The following is a 15,394-nucleotide window of genomic DNA, read 5'->3' as shown; positions in this document are numbered from 1 at the left end:
GTCCGTGTCGCCGACCGACCGGCTTCCGTCGCTGCTGTCGCATCTCCCGGCATTCCGCGCCACCGTCGAGCGCGCGACCCCCCGGGACCGGGTGGTGGCCTATGCCGGCTCGCTGGCGATCGTCCTCGCGGCGATCGTCGCGCGATTCGCAGTCGATCCCTATCTGCCGCCCGGCTTCCCCTACCTGACCTTCTTTCCCGCCGTGGTGCTCACCGGCTTCTTCTTCGGCATCTATCCGGCGCTGATGAACACGGCGATCTCGGCGCTGGTCGCCTGGTACTGGTTCATCCTGCCGGCCGAGAGCTTCGCGCTGACGTCGCAGTCGATCACCGCGCTCTGCTTCTACTTCGTCGTCATCGGCATCGATCTCGGCCTGCTGCAGCTTCTGCTCGCCGCCTATGCCGCGCAGGTGCGCGCGCACGAGGAACTGACCCGTCATCTTCGCATGCAGCAGCTCGTCTCCACCGAGGTGGATCACCGGCTGAAGAACCTGTTGTCGACGATCAGCGGCCTCGTGGCGCTGTCGCAGCGTCATGCGGCGACGCCGCAGCAACTCGGGGCGCAGATCCGGCAGCGGATCCAGGCGATGGGGAGTTCGGTCTCGCTGCTGCGCGGATCGTCGCATGGCGGCAGCGCCGACATGCGCGCGGTGATGCAGGCGGCGACCGCTCCGCTGGGCGTCACCGAAGGCGAGAGGCTGGTCCTGTCCGGCCCCGACCTGGAGCTGAACGACGCGTCGATCGTGCCGCTCAGCCTGATCCTGCACGAACTGGCCACCAACGCACTGAAATACGGCGCGCTTTCGGGTGACGCCGGCCGCATCCACATCTCGTGGCGCCCGATGGAGGCGGCGGGCGGGGAGCGCGATGCGCCGCCGCCGAAGATGATCGAGCTCGTCTGGCGCGAACAGGACGGGCCACCGGTCGTGTCGCCGTCGAGCCAGGGCTTCGGCAGCGATCTGATCCGCCGCATGGCGGGAAGTTTCGGCGGCGATGCGAATCTGACCTTCGCACCCGACGGCCTCGTCGTCCGCATCGAGATGGATGCGCGCAACGTTCTCGCGACCGCGGCGTCGCCCGGCTTCTAGAGCCCCGCTTTCGCGGGCGCGCGCGGCGAGCCGGCGGCAGACCAAAGGCCGTGCGGGTGGACAGGGCCTGCCGCAGGCGGCAAAGTCGGCGATGCACGCAAGACCCCGGACCGACCACCGAATGCCCGAAACGTCCCGCACCGATCGTTCCGGCCGCGCCGCGGGAGAGCCATCGGGGCGTTCCCGCCGCGCCATGCGGGCCGTCGCTGCCGTCTGTGCCCTTCTTCCCGCGCTGGCAGGGCCGGTGCTGGCTGCCTGTCCACAGGAACTCGCGGTCTATACCGACCGGGAGCGGGCCGCCTCGATCGAATTCCGCCCCACGGAACCGGACGCGGCCGTCCACACCAACGCGTTCCGGGTGGTGTTCTCCCAGAACGACGTGGTTGCCGACGGCGTCGTGCTGTGGACGGAAGGCGTGCCGCGGCCGACGGGAATCGTCATGCGCGACTGCCCCGAGGGCGACGTGACGGGCGAGGAACTCGCGGCCTGCACCGTGTGGCAGGGCGTCATCTACACCGTCGACGCAGCGGGCCAGGTGGGTCTGCTGCCGCGGGAGGGGCCGGCGGCCGAGAGACTGCTGCTGCCCGATTTCGGCCCCTCGGTGCGCCACTCCGCGCTCTACGGGGCAAAGGGGATCAGCATCGTCCCGTGGGACGTCTTCGAGATCAGCGGGTGCCAGGAATGACGGTGGACAAGCAGAACCTCCTGATCACCGGCGGCGGGCGCGGCATCGGTGCGGCCGTGGCACGCCATGCGGCGCGGCGCGGCTGGCGGGTGGCGGTCAACTACGCGCGGGACGGGCAAGCGGCAGACGCGCTGGTGGGCGAGATCGAGGCCGGCGGCGGCGAGGCCTTCGCCGTGCGCGGCGACGTCGGATCGGAGGACGACGTGCTGGCCCTGTTCGAGACGGTGGACGGCCGCTTCGGCCGGTTGCATGGGCTGGTCAACAGCGCCGGCATCGTGGCGCCGCGGGCGCGGCTGGACGAGATGGATTTCGCCCGGCTGGAGCGCATGATGCGCGTCAACGTGATCGGCACGATGCTCTGCGCCCGCGAGGCGGTGAAGCGGATGTCGACGCGCCACGGCGGCTCCGGCGGGGCGATCGTCAACCTGTCGTCGGTGGCTGCGTCGCTCGGCAGTCCCTCCGAATATGTCGACTACGCCACCTCGAAGGGCGCGGTGGACACCTTCACCATCGGACTGGCGCGCGAACTCGCGGAGGAAGGGATCCGAGTCAACGCCGTGCGTCCCGGAATCATCGCCACCGACATCCATGCATCGGGCGGTCAGCCGGACCGCATCGAGCGCATGAAGGGCTTCGTCCCGATGAAGCGCGAAGGCAGTCCCGACGAGATTGCATGGCCCATACTCTGGCTTTTGTCACGCGAAGCGTCCTATACGACGGGCGCAATTCTGGATGTCGGCGGCGGACGCTGAACGCGCGAACGAAAGGGTTTTCTCATGGCATATGATGTGGTCGTCATCGGAGGCGGGCCGGGCGGCTACGTCTGCGCCATCAAGGCCGCGCAGCTCGGACTGAAGACGGCGGTGGTGGAGAAGCGGCCGACCTTCGGTGGCACCTGCGTGAACGTCGGCTGCATTCCCTCGAAGGCCCTGCTGCACGCGACCGAACTCTATGCCGAGGCCAGCCACGGCTTCGACGACCTCGGCTTCACGACCGGCAAGCCCGTGCTCGACCTGCCGAAGATGATGGCGCACCGGCAGAACACGGTCGACCAGAACACCAAGGGGCTCGACTTCCTGTTCAAGAAGAACAGGATCGACGGCATCCGCGGCACCGGCCGCATCCTCGGCGCGGGAAAGGTGGCCGTGACGGCCGAGGACGGCAGCGTTTCGGAAATCGAGACGAAGAACATCGTCATCGCCACCGGTTCCGACGTCGCCGGCATCCCGGGCGTCAGCCTGGAGATGGACGAGAAGGTGATCGTGTCGTCCACCGGTGCGCTGGAGCTCGACAGGGTGCCGGGTCATCTCGTCGTCGTCGGCGGCGGCGTGATCGGGCTGGAGCTCGGCTCGGTCTGGGCGCGGCTCGGGGCCAGGGTGACGGTGGTCGAGTATCTCGACACGATCCTCGGCGGCATGGACGGCGAGGTGGCCAAGCAGTTCCAGCGCATCCTCGGCAAGCAGGGCATCGATTTCAAGCTGGGTGCCAAGGTTACCGGCGTCGAGAAGGGTGAGGCGGGCGCGACGGTGACCTTCGAGCCCGTGAAGGGCGGCGAGGCGCAGGCGATCGAGGCCGACGTCGTGCTGGTGGCCACGGGCCGCAAGCCGTTCACCGCGGGCCTCGGCTGCGAAGAGGCCGGAATCGCGCTCGACGAGCGCGGCCGGGTGAAGACCGACGGTCACTTCAGGACCACGCTCGACGGCGTCTATGCCATCGGCGACGTGATCGTGGGGCCGATGCTGGCGCACAAGGCGGAGGACGAGGGTGTCGCGGTGGCCGAGATCATCGCCGGGCAGGCCGGCCACGTGAACCACGACGTCATCCCGGGCGTGGTCTACACCAGCCCCGAGATCGCCTCCGTCGGCAAGACCGAGGAAGAGCTGAAGAAGGCCGGCATCGAGTACAAGGCCGGCAAGTTCCCCTTCTCCGCCAACGGCCGCGCTCGGGCGATGCTGAAGACGGAAGGCTTCGTGAAGATCCTCGCCGACAAGACGACCGACCGGGTGCTCGGCGTCCACATCCTCGGCCACGGCGCTGGAGAACTGATCCACGAGGCGGCGGTGCTGATGGAGTTCGGCGGCTCGTCGGAAGACCTCGCGCGCACCTGCCATGCCCATCCGACGATGTCGGAAACGGTCAAGGAGGCGGCACTCGCCACCTTCTTCAAGCCGATCCACATCTGAGGGATCCGAGGCAAGATCGACATTCGAAAGGCCCCGGTGCGGTCGCACCGGGGCCTTTTTTCAGGTTGCGGATCGATTACTGCGCGGGCTGAACCGGCTGTGCCGGATCGGCCGGGCTGATCGGGGGCAGCGTCTCGCCGCCATCGGCAGGCGCGGCTGCGGCCGGCTCGTCGGGCGTGATCGAGGCCGTCGGAGCGTCGTCGGTGCCCAGCGGCTGCGTCACCTCGGGCGTGTTGACCGCCGTCTCGTTGGTGTCGGCACCGCCCATGAAACTGAAGGCGATGACGGCGAGAAGCACGATCGCGACCGCGAGAGTGGCGCCCGCCAGACCGCGGGGAGCCGCGGAGGGGCGGGGGTAGTCGCGTGGCTGCACATAGGCCGGATTGTCGCGGATCGCCGGATCCTCATAGGCCAGCGGATCGTCGTAGTCGCGGTCGATCGCACCGGGAACGACCGGATCGACCAGCCGGTCCGCGTGACGCGTCTCGGGATTGCGCGGGTCGCGGGGATCTCGATTGCCGGGATAAGCCATTGCACATCCTCCTGTGATTCCGTTTCGACAGGAGAACGGCCGCGGGAGGATGCAGTTGCATCACGAAGCGATACAACCGACGTCGAAAACGTTACAGACGCCGGAAGGTCCGCTCAGCCGGCCGGGGTGACGGAATAGCCGGCTGCGCGCAGCCTCTCGATGAGGCCGCCGTCGCCGGGAAGGTGCAGGGCGCCGACCGCGATGAAGGCGCCGCCCGCGTCGAGGAACGGGATAGCGTTGTCGCGCATGGTGGCGTTGCGCGCGTCGATCATCACGGTTTCGAACGCCTCGTAGGCCGCCGCATCGCCGTCAGGCAGGACGGTGCGGAAGAGCGGCCAGATCATGCCCACATCCTCGCGTTCGTAGAGAACGACCATGGTCTCGAAGACGTCCTGGATACGGTCGCCGAGTTCGAGCGTCGCGATGAGGCCGTCGACGTGCATGGAGAGCGGCAGGGAAGCCATCGCGTCGAGCTGGCCGATCATGGTCTCGAGACCTTCGACCGGCTTTCCGTCGGCCTTCGCGTCTTCGGCGAGCTTGACGTCGAGGATCGGCAATCCCGCCGCCTTGCGCGCGGTCTCGCAAGCCGGGATCGACAGCGTCGCGGCAAGCATCCAGGGCTTCATCCGGGCCACGCTCGCGGGCGGGATGCCGCGGGCCGACAGGGCGTCGTCGATGATCTTCGCCTTTTCCGGCGGCAGGCCGGAGGTGAGCGTCGTCCCGTCGGTGTACATCATCAGGTCGGGTCGCTCGATCATCGCAGCCATCATCTTCGACTGGTCGAGGATGTCGGTGGTCTCGATGACGACGGTCCGGGCGCTCTCGTAGGCGGCGCGGGCCGCTTGGGTGAGGTCGGTCACCCGCGGATCGGTCAGGTGCATTGTGCCGAACAGCCAGGACGGCTCGACGCCTGGTTTCTCCACCTTCCACAGGAGACCTCTGCCATTGGGAACCGCCGCCGCTTCCGACTGCAGTCTCGTGTAGGTGGCGGGCTCCCCGGTTTCGATCTGCGCGAGAAGATCGCGTCCGGCGCAGGTGGCGACTTCGGCGCGCGCCTGGGCGACGAGCAGCAGCGTGGCGAGGAAGCCGAGCGCAAACAGCACGTTGACCGCTGCGAGCAGGCGCAGGGCGAGATCCGAGAAACCGCGATGGACGAAGAGGCGTCGTGTCATGCTGCAGCCATAGCGCGAGAAGACGGCGAAACCGTTAAGCCGGGACGGCGATTTCACGGCATCGCGGATCAGGCGCGGGGATGGGCGCTGTCGTAGATGTCGAGCAGGCGGCTGGTGTCGACGCCGGTATAGACCTGCGTGGTCGACAGGCTGGCATGGCCGAGCAGTTCCTGGATGGTGCGCAGGTCGCCGCCGCGGGCGAGCAGGTGGGTGGCGAAGGAGTGGCGCAGCGCGTGCGGCGTCGCGCTGTCGGGCAGGTTGAGCGCCGAGCGCAGCCGGCGCATCTCGCGCTGGACGATCGACGGGTCGAGCGGGCCGCCGCGCGCGCCGCGAAACAGTGCGCCGTCGGCCGGAAGATGCCAGGGACAAAGCCGGCGGTATTCCGCCACGGCCCGCAGCCCGACGGGAAGCACCGGGACGAGCCGCGTCTTGCCGCCCTTGCCGGTGACGCGGATCGCGCCCTCGCCGCGATCGAACTGACCGGCGGTCAGGCCAAGCGCCTCGGAGATGCGCAGCCCGCTGCCGTAGAGCAGCGTCAGAACGGCGGCGTTGCGGGCGGCGATCCACGGCTCCTCGGCGAGCTGTTCGCCGGCGGAGACGACGCGCAGCGCATCGCCGGCAGCGAGCGGGCGCGGCAGCGATTTCGGCAGCTTCGGCGAGCGCAGCGCGGCCGCGCCGGCGGCATTGGCGAGGCCCCTGCGCTCCAGGTGGCGCAGGAAGGAGCGGATGGCGGCCAGTCCCCGGCTCACCGTGCGGGCTCCGACGCCGTCCTTGCGGCGCCAGGCGAGGAAGGCGCGCAGGTCGGCGGGGCGCAGATCGGCGACCTCCTTCAGCCCGGGCGCGCCGCCGCAATGGCCGGTGAGGAACTGGAAGAACTGGCGCGTGTCGCGCTCGTAGGCCTCGACGGTGAGGGCGGCGAGCCGCCGTTCGCGTGCGAGCGTGCCGAGCCAGGCGGTGCGGGCCTCCATCAGGTCGGGCTTCGCGGCGACGAGGAATTCCTGCATGTCGGCTCCGGTTCTTGCACGCCATCATGGCCCGCCGGCCCTTAGCGCATGGTGAATGCGGCAATTGCAAAGACGCCGCCGATGCCGCAAGAGCGTGCGACGGCGGATTTCCTGCCCCTCGATCTCCAAGCGGGACGCAACGACGTGACGACGAAACTGGAAAATCCGGTCCTGATGGCGGTGATCGGCGCCGCGCACGGCATCAAGGGCGAGGTGCGGGTCAAGTCCTTCACCGGCGATCCGGAAGCGCTCGGCGACTATGGCCCGCTCTTTTCCGCCGACGGTCGTGCCTTCAAGGTGCAGAGCCTGCGGCCGCAGAAGGAAGTGGTCGTCGTCCGCTTCGAAGGCGTGAAGGACCGCAACGCCGCCGAGGCGCTGGCCGGCACGGAGCTCTTCGTCGACCGCGCCGCGTTGCCGCCGGTGGCCGACGAGGAGGAGTTCTACCATGCCGATCTGGTCGGGCTCGCGGTGGTGGACACCGAGGGCGTGCGGCTCGGTACCGTCAGGACCATGCACGACTATGGCGGCGGCGATATCGTGGAGGTGGCGCTCGCCGGCGCGCGTTCGGTGCTGGTGCCGTTCACGAAGGCGGCGGTGCCGGCGATCGACGTCGCGGCGCGCATCATGACGGTCGACCGGGTGGCCGCCGGGCTGGTGGAGGACGAGGACGACGACGCGCCGCAGGACGGGCGGCCGCCGCGCGGGACCGACCGGCCGCGCGGGCCGAAGCCCTCCGGAGGCGGCCGATGACGTTCCGCGCCACCGTTCTGACGCTCTATCCGGAGATGTTTCCGGGCGCGCTCGGCCTGTCGCTCGCGGGCCGGGCGCTGGAGCGCGGTGACTGGGCGCTGGACACGGTGCAGATCCGCGACTTCGGGCTCGGCCGGCATCGCGCGGTGGACGACACGCCGGCCGGCGGCGGGGCGGGCATGGTGCTGCGCGCCGACGTGCTGGGGGCAGCCATCGACCATGCCGCGCCCGCCGACGATCCGCGGCCGCGCCTCCTGATGAGCCCGCGCGGAAAACCGCTGACGCAGGCGAAGGTGCGCGACCTCGCCGCCGGTCCGGGCGCGGTGATCGTCTGCGGGCGCTTCGAGGGCGTCGACCAGCGGGTGATCGAGGGTCGCGGACTGGAGGAGGTGTCGATCGGCGACTACGTCCTGTCGGGCGGCGAGCCGGCGGCGCTGGTGCTGCTCGACGCGGTGGTGCGGCTCCTGCCCGGCGTCATGGGCAACGAGGCGTCCGGCGGCGAGGAGAGCTTCGAGAACGGGCTGCTCGAGCACCCGCATTACACGCGTCCACCGGAATGGGAGGGGCGCGCGATTCCCGAGGTGCTGATGTCGGGCAACCACGCGAAGATCGCGGCCTGGCGGCGCGAGCATGCGGAACGGCTGACGGCGGAGCGGCGGCCGGATCTGATCCGGAAGTAGCCTGAATCGATTCGCACACGGACGGAAGCGCCTGCCATCCTCCGGTGGCCCCGAAGTCGCCGAGCTACGCCATCTGCCTTGCCCATGGGGTCTCGACAGGCCACCTACCGACGGGTTGCCGGACATGTCGCTCGGTGGTAATTATTACTACCGATGCATATCAGAGGTGCTTGATGGCGAATGTCGAGAAAGTCAGCGTTTCGATGACGCCGCAGCATGCCGAGATTCTGCGGGAAGCCGTTCGAAGCGGCGCCTATGCCAGCGGCAGCGAAGTTGTGCGCGAGGCGATGCGGGACTGGTCCGCCAAGTGGCTGCAACGGCGCGGCGACATCGCGAGGCTGCAGGCGATGTGGGCCGAAGGCACGGCGAGCGGAGAGCCGACCGACGTCGACTTCGATCAGCTTCTGGACGAGTCTCGTCAGGAACTGGCGTCGATCAGCCGCCATGGCCGTTAGGCTCGTCTGGACACCGAAGGCCCGCGCCGACGTCAAGAGCATCTATCTCCATATCGGAGCCGACCGGCCGCGCGCCGCCGAGCGCTGCTATGAAAGGATCCGCGCCAAGGTCGGTCTTCTGCGCGAGCATCCCCGTCTCGGCGATCGGCATCCGGAGATTTTCCGGTCGGCGCGGATGCTTGTGGAGGCTCCCTATGTCATCCTGTACCAGACGCTTCCCGATGCCGATGAGGGCCCGGTCGAGACCGTGGAGATCGTTCGCGTCGTCGATGGCCGTCGCGACCTCGCGGCGATGTTCTGAGGCCTGTCGCGGCTTTCCCCTCACGCTCGATGCGCGTCGGATGTACTGGCCACGACATCCCGCCCCACGTCCGTCGGCGCCGCCTCATCCCACCCAGAAATAATACCCCGCCAGGAAGAGCCCGACGGCGATGACGAAGGCGCGGACGATGCCCTGCGGCACGCGTCGGGCGGCCCAGACGCCGGCATAGCCGCCGAGGGCGACGCCCGGGATCATGAAGGCGACCTCCAGCCAGGCCACGACGCCGCCGGAGACGAAGACGACGATGGCGACGGCGGCGATGACGATGGCCAGCATGTTCTTCAGCGCGTTGAGGCGGTGGTAGTCGCCGCTTTCGGTCAGGCCGAGGGTCGCCAGCATCATCACGCCCATTCCGGCGCCGAAGAAGCCGCCATAGACGGCGGTGCAGAACTGGACGATGCGGCCGGGCAGCGAGCCGACCTTCGCCTCCTCGCCCGGCGCGCGCGGCTTCGGCTTCAGCCAGGGGCCGGCGGCGAAGAGCGCGGTGGCGGCGATGAGCAGCCAGGGCACCATCGCCTTGAAGGACGGATTGTCGAGGGCGAGCAGGATGACCGCGCCGGCCAGCGCGCCGACCGCCGAGACGGCGCTCAGCGCCAGCGCGCCGCGCCACATGTGGCGGATGTCGCTCCAGTAGGCGAGGGTGGAGGTGACGTAGCCGGGGAACTGCGCGATCGAGGAGGTCGCATTGGCCGCGATCGGCGGGATGCCGGCGAGCGTCAGCGCGCCGAAGGTGATGAAGGTGCCGCCGCCGGCGACCGCGTTGATGGCGCCGGAGGCGAAGCCGGACAGGAAGAGCAGGCAGGCGAGGAGTAAGGTCAATTCGGGTGTCCCGGTGCGGTCGGCATGCGATGCTCGTGCCGGTCTAGGAAGATTGCGGGCGGGGTGCAATGGTCCAGCGGCGGCATTGCGGGGGACGTGCCGCCTTGCCTGCCCCGCGGGTTGAGCTAGTCTGCCGCCGACGTTTTGCCGGACCGGCCCCGCCGCCGCCACAGGAGGAACCATGAGGAAGCTTGCCGTCGCCGCCCTCCCGCTGCTGCTCCTGACGCTGGCCGCCCCGGCGCAGGAGGGCATCAGGCGCACGCCGCTGCAGAAGACCGATTTCCCGGACGGGTACACGACTATCACCGGACTGGCGGAGATCCAGCCGGGCGTCTCTGCCGGCCGGCACGTGCATCCGGGCATCGAGACGGGCTACGTGCTGGAGGGGGAGACGGTGCTCTCCGTCGACGGGCAGCCGGACCGGACGATGAAGGCCGGCGATTCCTTCACCATCCCGGCAGGCGTGCCGCACGATGCGCGGGTGGTGGGCAACGGGCCGGCGAAGGTGCTCGCCGTCTACGTCGTCGAACGCGGCAAGCCGCTCGCCACGCCCGTGCCGTAACCGGCTGAGGGCGAAAATCGTCGGCCCGGGCGTGACAAACGGCGCGGAAACGTGTATGCGCCCTCCCGAACCGGACCATGATCGATCCGGACCCGTCAACGAAGAACGGTGCATTCGCCCCTGCCTTCTCCGGAAGGCATAGCCGAGCGGTCTCGAACTGCAAGGCGAGCGCAGGGCGCTCTGGCTGTCGCAAGCAAGAAGAGGATTGAGACGATGGACATCATCCGTCAGCTCGAGGCCGAACAGGCCGCGAAGATCGAAGCCAAGCGCAAGCTGCCCGCATTCCAGCCCGGCGATACCGTCCGCGTCCAGGTGCGCGTCACGGAAGGCACCCGCACCCGTCTGCAGGCCTACGAGGGCGTGTGCATCGCCCGCGCCGGCTCGGGCTTCCAGGAGAATTTCACGGTCCGCAAAATTTCCTACGGCGAAGGCGTGGAGCGCGTGTTCCCGGTCTACTCGCCGCTGGTCGAGGCCGTCGAGATCGTGCGCCGCGGCAAGGTCCGCCGCGCCAAGCTGTATTATCTGCGCGATCGCCGCGGCAAGTCTGCCCGCATCGTCGAGAACACCAGCGTTCGCGCCCGCAAGCTGAACGATGCCGAGCGCGAGGCCGCACAGGCCGACAAGGCCGCTGCCGAGGCCGAGAAGGCCGCTGCCGCCGAGGCCGCGAAGTAGGCTCGCCCGGTCAGGACGGGCTTCACGAAAGGCGGCTTCGGCCGCCTTTTTCGCAGGTGAGCCCGTTTCGCTCGCCCGCATGACCGACAGGCGTCCCGCCTGGACCGATATTGGTCCAGGCGGAGAAAAGGCGCGCTTTCCGCACCGCCATCGGCTAGACATGCGGCAGTGACAGGAGCCGCCGATGCTGCGCTCCGCGGCAACCGGCAGTCCCGACGCTTCCATGATCCCATCCGACACGTCTTCGACCATCGAGCGCTATGCGGCGTTCCGGCATGGTCCGTTCCTGCGTTACTGGCTGGCGCGGTTCCTGACGACCTTCACCACGCAGATCGTCTCGGTCGCGGTCGGCTGGCAGGTCTACGACCTGACGCGCGATCCCTTCGATCTCGGCCTGGTGGGGCTGATCCAGTTCGCCCCTGCACTGCTGCTTGTGCTGGTGACGGGCGCCATCGCCGACCGGTTCGGCAGGCGGCTGGTGATGGGCGTATCGGTGCTCTTCGAAGCCGCCTGCGCCGCGGCGCTGTTCGCCATGTCGGCGGGCGGCTTCGTGTCGACCGCCGGCATCTTCGCCACGCTCGCGGTGTTCGGCGTGGCGCGCGCCTTTTTCGGGCCGGCGGCGGCCTCGCTCGTGGCCAACCTCGTCCCGGCCAAGGACTTCGCCAATGCCGTCGCCTGGAACTCCTCCGCCTGGCAGATGGCGACGATCGTCGGGCCCGTGGCGGGCGGTCTGATCTACGGTGTCTCCCCCCAGGCCGCCTACGGGACTGCCGCCCTGCTGATGGGCGTGGCGGCAGCGCTGACCTTCTCGATTCCGAAGCCCGCCCAGAAGACCGAAAGCGAGAAGCCCTCGCTGGAAACGCTGTTCGCCGGCTTCCGCTACATCTGGAGCGAGAAGATCGTGCTCGGCGCCATCTCGCTCGACCTGTTCGCCGTGCTTCTGTCGGGCGCGGTGGCGCTGCTGCCGGTCTATGCGCGTGACATCCTGGAACTCGGCCCGTGGGGGCTCGGGCTCTTGCGCGCGGCGCCCGGCATCGGTGCAATCGTCGTCGCCGTCTGGCTCACGGGGCATCCCATCCGGGACCATGCGGGCATCGTGATGCTGTTCTTCGTGGCGCTGTTCGGGGCCTTCACCATCCTGTTCGGGGTGTCGACCATTCCGTGGCTGTCGATCTTCGCGCTCGGGATGCTCGGCGCGACCGACATGGTCAGCGTCTACGTGCGCGAGACGCTGATCCAGCTGTGGACGCCCGATCGCGTGCGCGGACGGGTCAACGCGGTCAACATGGTCTTCGTCGGCGCCTCGAACGAACTCGGCGAGTTCCGTGCGGGGACCATGGCGGCCTTCATCGGCGTCGTTCCGGCGGTCGTGGCGGGCGGCATAGGGGCGATCGGCATCGCCGGCCTGTGGGCCTGGCTGTTCCCGGCCCTGCGCAAGGCGCGGCACCTCGACGGACGGACCTGACCGTTCGGTCGGCCGTCAGACGCGGGCCGTCTCGCCGGGATGTCGCCTCGGCGCATGGAAGACGAGGTCGAGGAAATCGCCCAGCCAGCGCTTCAAATGCATATCCCAGATCAGCCGGCCGCCGAGATGGTCGCGCCCCTGCTGGGCGCCGGGAAGCACGAAGCGGTGCGCCCCGCGCACCACCCAGCGCTGCATCATGGCGCGCGTCAGCTCGGCGTGGAACTGGATGCCCCAGGCATTGGCGCCGTAGCGGAAGGCCTGGTTCGGGTAGGCGTCGGCCCTGGCGAGAAGGGTGGCGCCCGACGGCAGCGAGAAGCCCTCGCGGTGGAACTGGTAGACCATCTCCGGCCACTGGACGAGTTCGCGGCCGGCATCGGTGGGCTCGATCGGGTACCAGCCGATCTCGACCAGCCCGTCCTGGTGCCCTTCCACCGTGCCGCCGAGGTGGTTCACCAGCATCTGCGCGCCAAGGCAGATGCCGAGGAGCGGCCTGTCCTCCTTCAGCGGCACCGACAGCCAGTCCGTCTCGCGGCGGACGAACTCGTCCGTGTCATTGGCGCTCATCGGGCCACCGAAGACGACCGCACCGGCATGACGGGCAAGCGTTTCGGGGAGGGGGTCGCCGAGGGGCGGCCGGCGGATGTCGAGTTCGAAGCCGCCCTCGAGCAGCAGATGTCCGACCCGGCCGGGGCTCGAGAGCTCCTGGTGCAGGACGACGAGGATCTTCGGCTTGGCGGCCTTCGGCATGGAGTGACGTTCAGAGTCCCGGTTCGTCGGTTCGGTTGGGGTCGGCCTTCTGGCGCATGAGAACCCTGTCGCGGCGGTCGACGCCGATGAGTTCGGCGATTCGCCAGACGATATTGTCCTCGAGTTCGCTCATCTCGCCGTCGGCGAAGACGATTTCCCACATGATCCCGATGAACTCGATGCGCGCCTGGTCGTCGAGATGGCGCTTCAGCACGCTGGTGAAGGCGTAGAGGTCGACGGACTGGTGGACCTCCTCCTCGGCGCGGGCGACGAAGGCGTCCAGTTCCCGTCCGGTGAGCCCGTAGGCGCGCGTCAGCGCCTCGCGCAGCGTCGCCCGCTCGGCATCGTCCTCGACGCCGTCGGCTTCCATGACGTGGACCATGAGTGCCGCCGCCGCCAGGCGCGGGTCGTCGTGGCCGTCCGGCGCCCGGTCATGGCCGGCACCGGGCAGGTCCTTGAGAAAGGTGATGAATCGGTCGAACATCAGGGTCTCCGGCCGTCGAGGTTTCGCAGGCGCGCCATCGTCGTCAGAACAGCCTGAAGCGCCTGTGCTGCGTCTCGTCGCGGTCCGACGGGTCGACGCCCGGATCGTCGGGCCGCGGCGCGACCGGCGTCTCCTCGCCCGGAACCGAAGCGCCGGGATCGTTGGCGGCCGTGGGCAGGACGGGCGCGGGCGCAGCGGTCGAAGCCGCTGCTGCCGTCGCCTCCGGCTTCGTCGTGGACCTGTCGGCCACCGGCGCCGAGCGTGTCTCGGATTCCAATGGCGCAGAGGCGTCGTCGGACGGGGCCGAACGCGTGTCCGCTTCGACCAACCGATCCACCGCGGGAGCGGCCATCGGCTCGACGATCACCGCCTCGTCGCTGGTTTCCGTGTCGGTCGCGGTCGTCGGCGCAGCCGGGCCCTGCGGCAGCAGGACCGGACCCGCGCCTTGCAGGACGTCACGGTCGTGATCGACCAGATGGAGGGGCCGCTCGACCGGCGTCTTCCATTCGAAGGCATCCAGCCGTCCCGTGACGGGCGACACGGGCGCCCAACGGTCGGAAACAATGCCGTCGGCAACCCAGACGGGATCGCGCTGCGCCCGCACGGCCCGGGCCAGCCACTGCCGGATGCGCCCCTGGTCGCCGGTGTCGGCCTCCTCGATGTCGGCCAGCATCAGGTATCCCGCCTCTCGCGGCTCGATCCGCAGCGCCTCTTCCGCGGACGCGCGCGCCAGACCCAGTTCACCTGCCTCCAGCGCGACGCGCGCGACCGTGAGCGCCGACTCGGCATTGTTCTCGCGCTGCGCCTTCAGCTTCCTGGCCCGCGCCAGACGATCGAGAACCGAGTCGCCGTGGCGGGCGTGGACGTAGGCGTCCGCGATCTCGGGGTGAGCGGTCTTGCGCCACGCCGCCTCGAGAATTTTCGCGCCCTTGCGCAGGTCGCCCTGGCGGAACAGCGCCTGGGCCGCGATGACGGCCGCGGGAACGAGCTCGGGTGCGAGGCGATTGGCCTCCGTGGCCGCATTGCGTGCCGCGAGTGGGTCGCGCTCCAGCGTCTCCATGGCCTTGGCCGTCAGCAGCACGGCACGCAGCCGGTTCGCTTTCCCTGCCTCGACCAGCTTTGTCGAGCGCTGCGATTCGAGGAGGGCGAGGGCGCCGTCCCAGTCGCGTTCGGCGGTGCGGGCTTCCAGCGTGGCACCCGACGCCCAGCCGAGCTGCGGCGCGATTTCCGCGGCGCGCTCGGCATAGTGACGCGCGACGTCGCGATCGCCAAGCCGCTGGGCTTCGAGATAGAGCCCGCGAAGGCCGAGCACGCGCATCTCCGGGTCTTCCAGCATCGCCTCGAACTTGCGCCGTGCCGCCGCGTGGTCACCCTCCAGAAGCGAGGCCTGCGCGTCGAGAAGATGGATCAGCGGCTCCTGGTCGGAACTGATCAGCTTCGCCGCCTGGCGGTTCATCTGGCGCGCCAGCGCGCCGTCGCCTGCGCCTGCGGCGATCATGCCGGTCGACAGCGCCTGGTAACCGCGGTCGCGGCGGCGCACCCGGAAGTAGCGCGAGACGGTGTAGGGGCTGTTCCAGATCGCCTTCAGCAGCCACCAGACGATCATCACGGCCGCAACGATGGCCGTGACCAGAACGGCCGCGGCCATCAGGGTCAGCTCGTACTGGTAGCCGTCGAAGGTCAGGACGAGATCGCCGGGCCGTTCGGCGAGCCAGGCGAAACCGAGGCCGAGAACGAAGACGATCAGGATGAACAGGAGGATACGCAGCATGGTC

Annotated in this window: 17 protein-coding genes and 1 pseudogene; 11 read left to right on the top strand and 7 right to left on the bottom strand. The window is 69.2% G+C overall.

Annotated features, from left to right (window positions below):
• The first annotated feature begins 4 nt into the window (after positions 1 to 4).
• From IAI54_RS19635 to lpdA, 4 genes are all read left to right on the top strand, one after another.
• Positions 5 to 1,087 (top strand): HWE histidine kinase domain-containing protein, encoded by a 1,083-nt coding sequence (locus IAI54_RS19635; protein WP_187968792.1) that lies wholly within the window; start codon positions 5 to 7, stop codon positions 1,085 to 1,087.
• A gap of 121 nt (positions 1,088 to 1,208) precedes the next feature.
• On the top strand, positions 1,209 to 1,772 hold the full coding sequence (locus IAI54_RS19630; protein WP_235679108.1) for a hypothetical protein: 564 nt from the start codon (positions 1,209 to 1,211) through the stop codon (positions 1,770 to 1,772).
• A complete protein-coding gene (locus IAI54_RS19625) occupies positions 1,769 to 2,524 on the top strand; it encodes an SDR family oxidoreductase (RefSeq protein WP_187968791.1) in 756 nt (251 codons plus the stop codon). Before IAI54_RS19630 ends, IAI54_RS19625 begins: the two co-directional genes overlap by 4 nt.
• A 24-nt stretch (positions 2,525 to 2,548) precedes the next feature.
• On the top strand, positions 2,549 to 3,955 hold the full coding sequence (gene lpdA / locus IAI54_RS19620; protein ID WP_187968790.1) for a dihydrolipoyl dehydrogenase: 1,407 nt from the start codon (positions 2,549 to 2,551) through the stop codon (positions 3,953 to 3,955).
• A gap of 76 nt (positions 3,956 to 4,031) precedes the next feature.
• Here lpdA and IAI54_RS19615 read toward each other — a convergent pair whose 3' ends face one another.
• The 3 genes from IAI54_RS19615 to IAI54_RS19605 form a co-directional block, all read right to left on the bottom strand.
• The gene (locus IAI54_RS19615) at positions 4,032 to 4,487 is read right to left on the bottom strand and encodes a hypothetical protein (protein ID WP_187968789.1); all 456 of its coding nucleotides are present in this window, start codon (positions 4,485 to 4,487) and stop codon (positions 4,032 to 4,034) included.
• A gap of 113 nt (positions 4,488 to 4,600) precedes the next feature.
• Positions 4,601 to 5,659 carry a TraB/GumN family protein gene (locus IAI54_RS19610; protein WP_187968788.1) on the bottom strand — a complete coding sequence of 353 codons (1,059 nt, stop codon included), beginning with the start codon at positions 5,657 to 5,659 and terminating at the stop codon, positions 4,601 to 4,603.
• Between the two features lie 68 nt (positions 5,660 to 5,727).
• Entirely contained in the window at positions 5,728 to 6,663 is a 936-nt protein-coding gene (locus IAI54_RS19605) for a tyrosine recombinase XerC (protein ID WP_187968787.1), read from the bottom strand.
• 174 nt (positions 6,664 to 6,837) lie between these two features.
• Between IAI54_RS19605 and rimM the strand changes: the two genes are divergently transcribed.
• From rimM to IAI54_RS19585, 4 genes are all read left to right on the top strand, one after another.
• Positions 6,838 to 7,413, top strand: coding sequence for a ribosome maturation factor RimM (gene rimM, locus IAI54_RS19600; protein WP_235679423.1), 576 nt, complete (start codon positions 6,838 to 6,840; stop codon positions 7,411 to 7,413).
• Positions 7,410 to 8,093, top strand: a complete 684-nt coding sequence (gene trmD, locus IAI54_RS19595) for a tRNA (guanosine(37)-N1)-methyltransferase TrmD (protein WP_187968785.1) — start codon at positions 7,410 to 7,412, stop codon at positions 8,091 to 8,093. The genes rimM and trmD overlap by 4 nt, the downstream gene beginning before the upstream one ends.
• Positions 8,094 to 8,266: 173 nt before the next feature.
• Positions 8,267 to 8,548, top strand: coding sequence for a ribbon-helix-helix domain-containing protein (locus tag IAI54_RS19590; protein ID WP_187968784.1), 282 nt, complete (start codon positions 8,267 to 8,269; stop codon positions 8,546 to 8,548).
• Complete coding sequence (locus IAI54_RS19585; RefSeq protein WP_187968783.1) at positions 8,538 to 8,849, top strand: type II toxin-antitoxin system RelE/ParE family toxin; 312 nt, start codon at positions 8,538 to 8,540, stop codon at positions 8,847 to 8,849. Before IAI54_RS19590 ends, IAI54_RS19585 begins: the two co-directional genes overlap by 11 nt.
• A gap of 84 nt (positions 8,850 to 8,933) precedes the next feature.
• Here the strand turns inward: IAI54_RS19585 and IAI54_RS19580 are convergent, their stop codons facing one another.
• Positions 8,934 to 9,689, bottom strand: coding sequence for a sulfite exporter TauE/SafE family protein (locus IAI54_RS19580; RefSeq protein WP_187968782.1), 756 nt, complete (start codon positions 9,687 to 9,689; stop codon positions 8,934 to 8,936).
• Between the two features lie 181 nt (positions 9,690 to 9,870).
• Here IAI54_RS19580 and IAI54_RS19575 point away from each other — a divergent pair, with 181 nt between their 5' ends.
• From IAI54_RS19575 to IAI54_RS19565, 3 genes and pseudogenes are all read left to right on the top strand, one after another.
• On the top strand, positions 9,871 to 10,251 hold the full coding sequence (locus tag IAI54_RS19575; RefSeq protein WP_187968781.1) for a cupin domain-containing protein: 381 nt from the start codon (positions 9,871 to 9,873) through the stop codon (positions 10,249 to 10,251).
• A gap of 213 nt (positions 10,252 to 10,464) precedes the next feature.
• Positions 10,465 to 10,914, top strand: a pseudogene (rplS, locus tag IAI54_RS19570) (50S ribosomal protein L19); the annotation flags it as partial.
• Between the two features lie 232 nt (positions 10,915 to 11,146).
• Complete coding sequence (locus tag IAI54_RS19565; protein WP_187973249.1) at positions 11,147 to 12,388, top strand: MFS transporter; 1,242 nt, start codon at positions 11,147 to 11,149, stop codon at positions 12,386 to 12,388.
• A gap of 15 nt (positions 12,389 to 12,403) precedes the next feature.
• Here the strand turns inward: IAI54_RS19565 and IAI54_RS19560 are convergent, their stop codons facing one another.
• Genes IAI54_RS19560 through IAI54_RS19550 form a run of 3 tightly spaced genes read right to left on the bottom strand, consistent with a single transcriptional unit; the run spans position 12,404 to position 15,390 of the window.
• Complete coding sequence (locus tag IAI54_RS19560; RefSeq protein ID WP_187968780.1) at positions 12,404 to 13,135, bottom strand: glutamine amidotransferase; 732 nt, start codon at positions 13,133 to 13,135, stop codon at positions 12,404 to 12,406.
• 10 nt (positions 13,136 to 13,145) lie between these two features.
• On the bottom strand, positions 13,146 to 13,619 hold the full coding sequence (locus IAI54_RS19555; protein WP_187968779.1) for a tellurite resistance TerB family protein: 474 nt from the start codon (positions 13,617 to 13,619) through the stop codon (positions 13,146 to 13,148).
• A gap of 43 nt (positions 13,620 to 13,662) precedes the next feature.
• On the bottom strand, positions 13,663 to 15,390 hold the full coding sequence (locus tag IAI54_RS19550) for a heme biosynthesis protein HemY (RefSeq protein ID WP_187968778.1): 1,728 nt from the start codon (positions 15,388 to 15,390) through the stop codon (positions 13,663 to 13,665).
• Positions 15,391 to 15,394: the final 4 nt, after the last annotated feature.

The sequence above is a fragment of the Aquibium microcysteis genome (assembly GCF_014495845.1).
Lineage (GTDB): Bacteria > Pseudomonadota > Alphaproteobacteria > Rhizobiales > Rhizobiaceae > Aquibium > Aquibium microcysteis.
The sequence above is the reverse complement of the archived record's forward strand: the minus strand, read 5'-3'. Positions and strand labels throughout refer to the sequence as shown.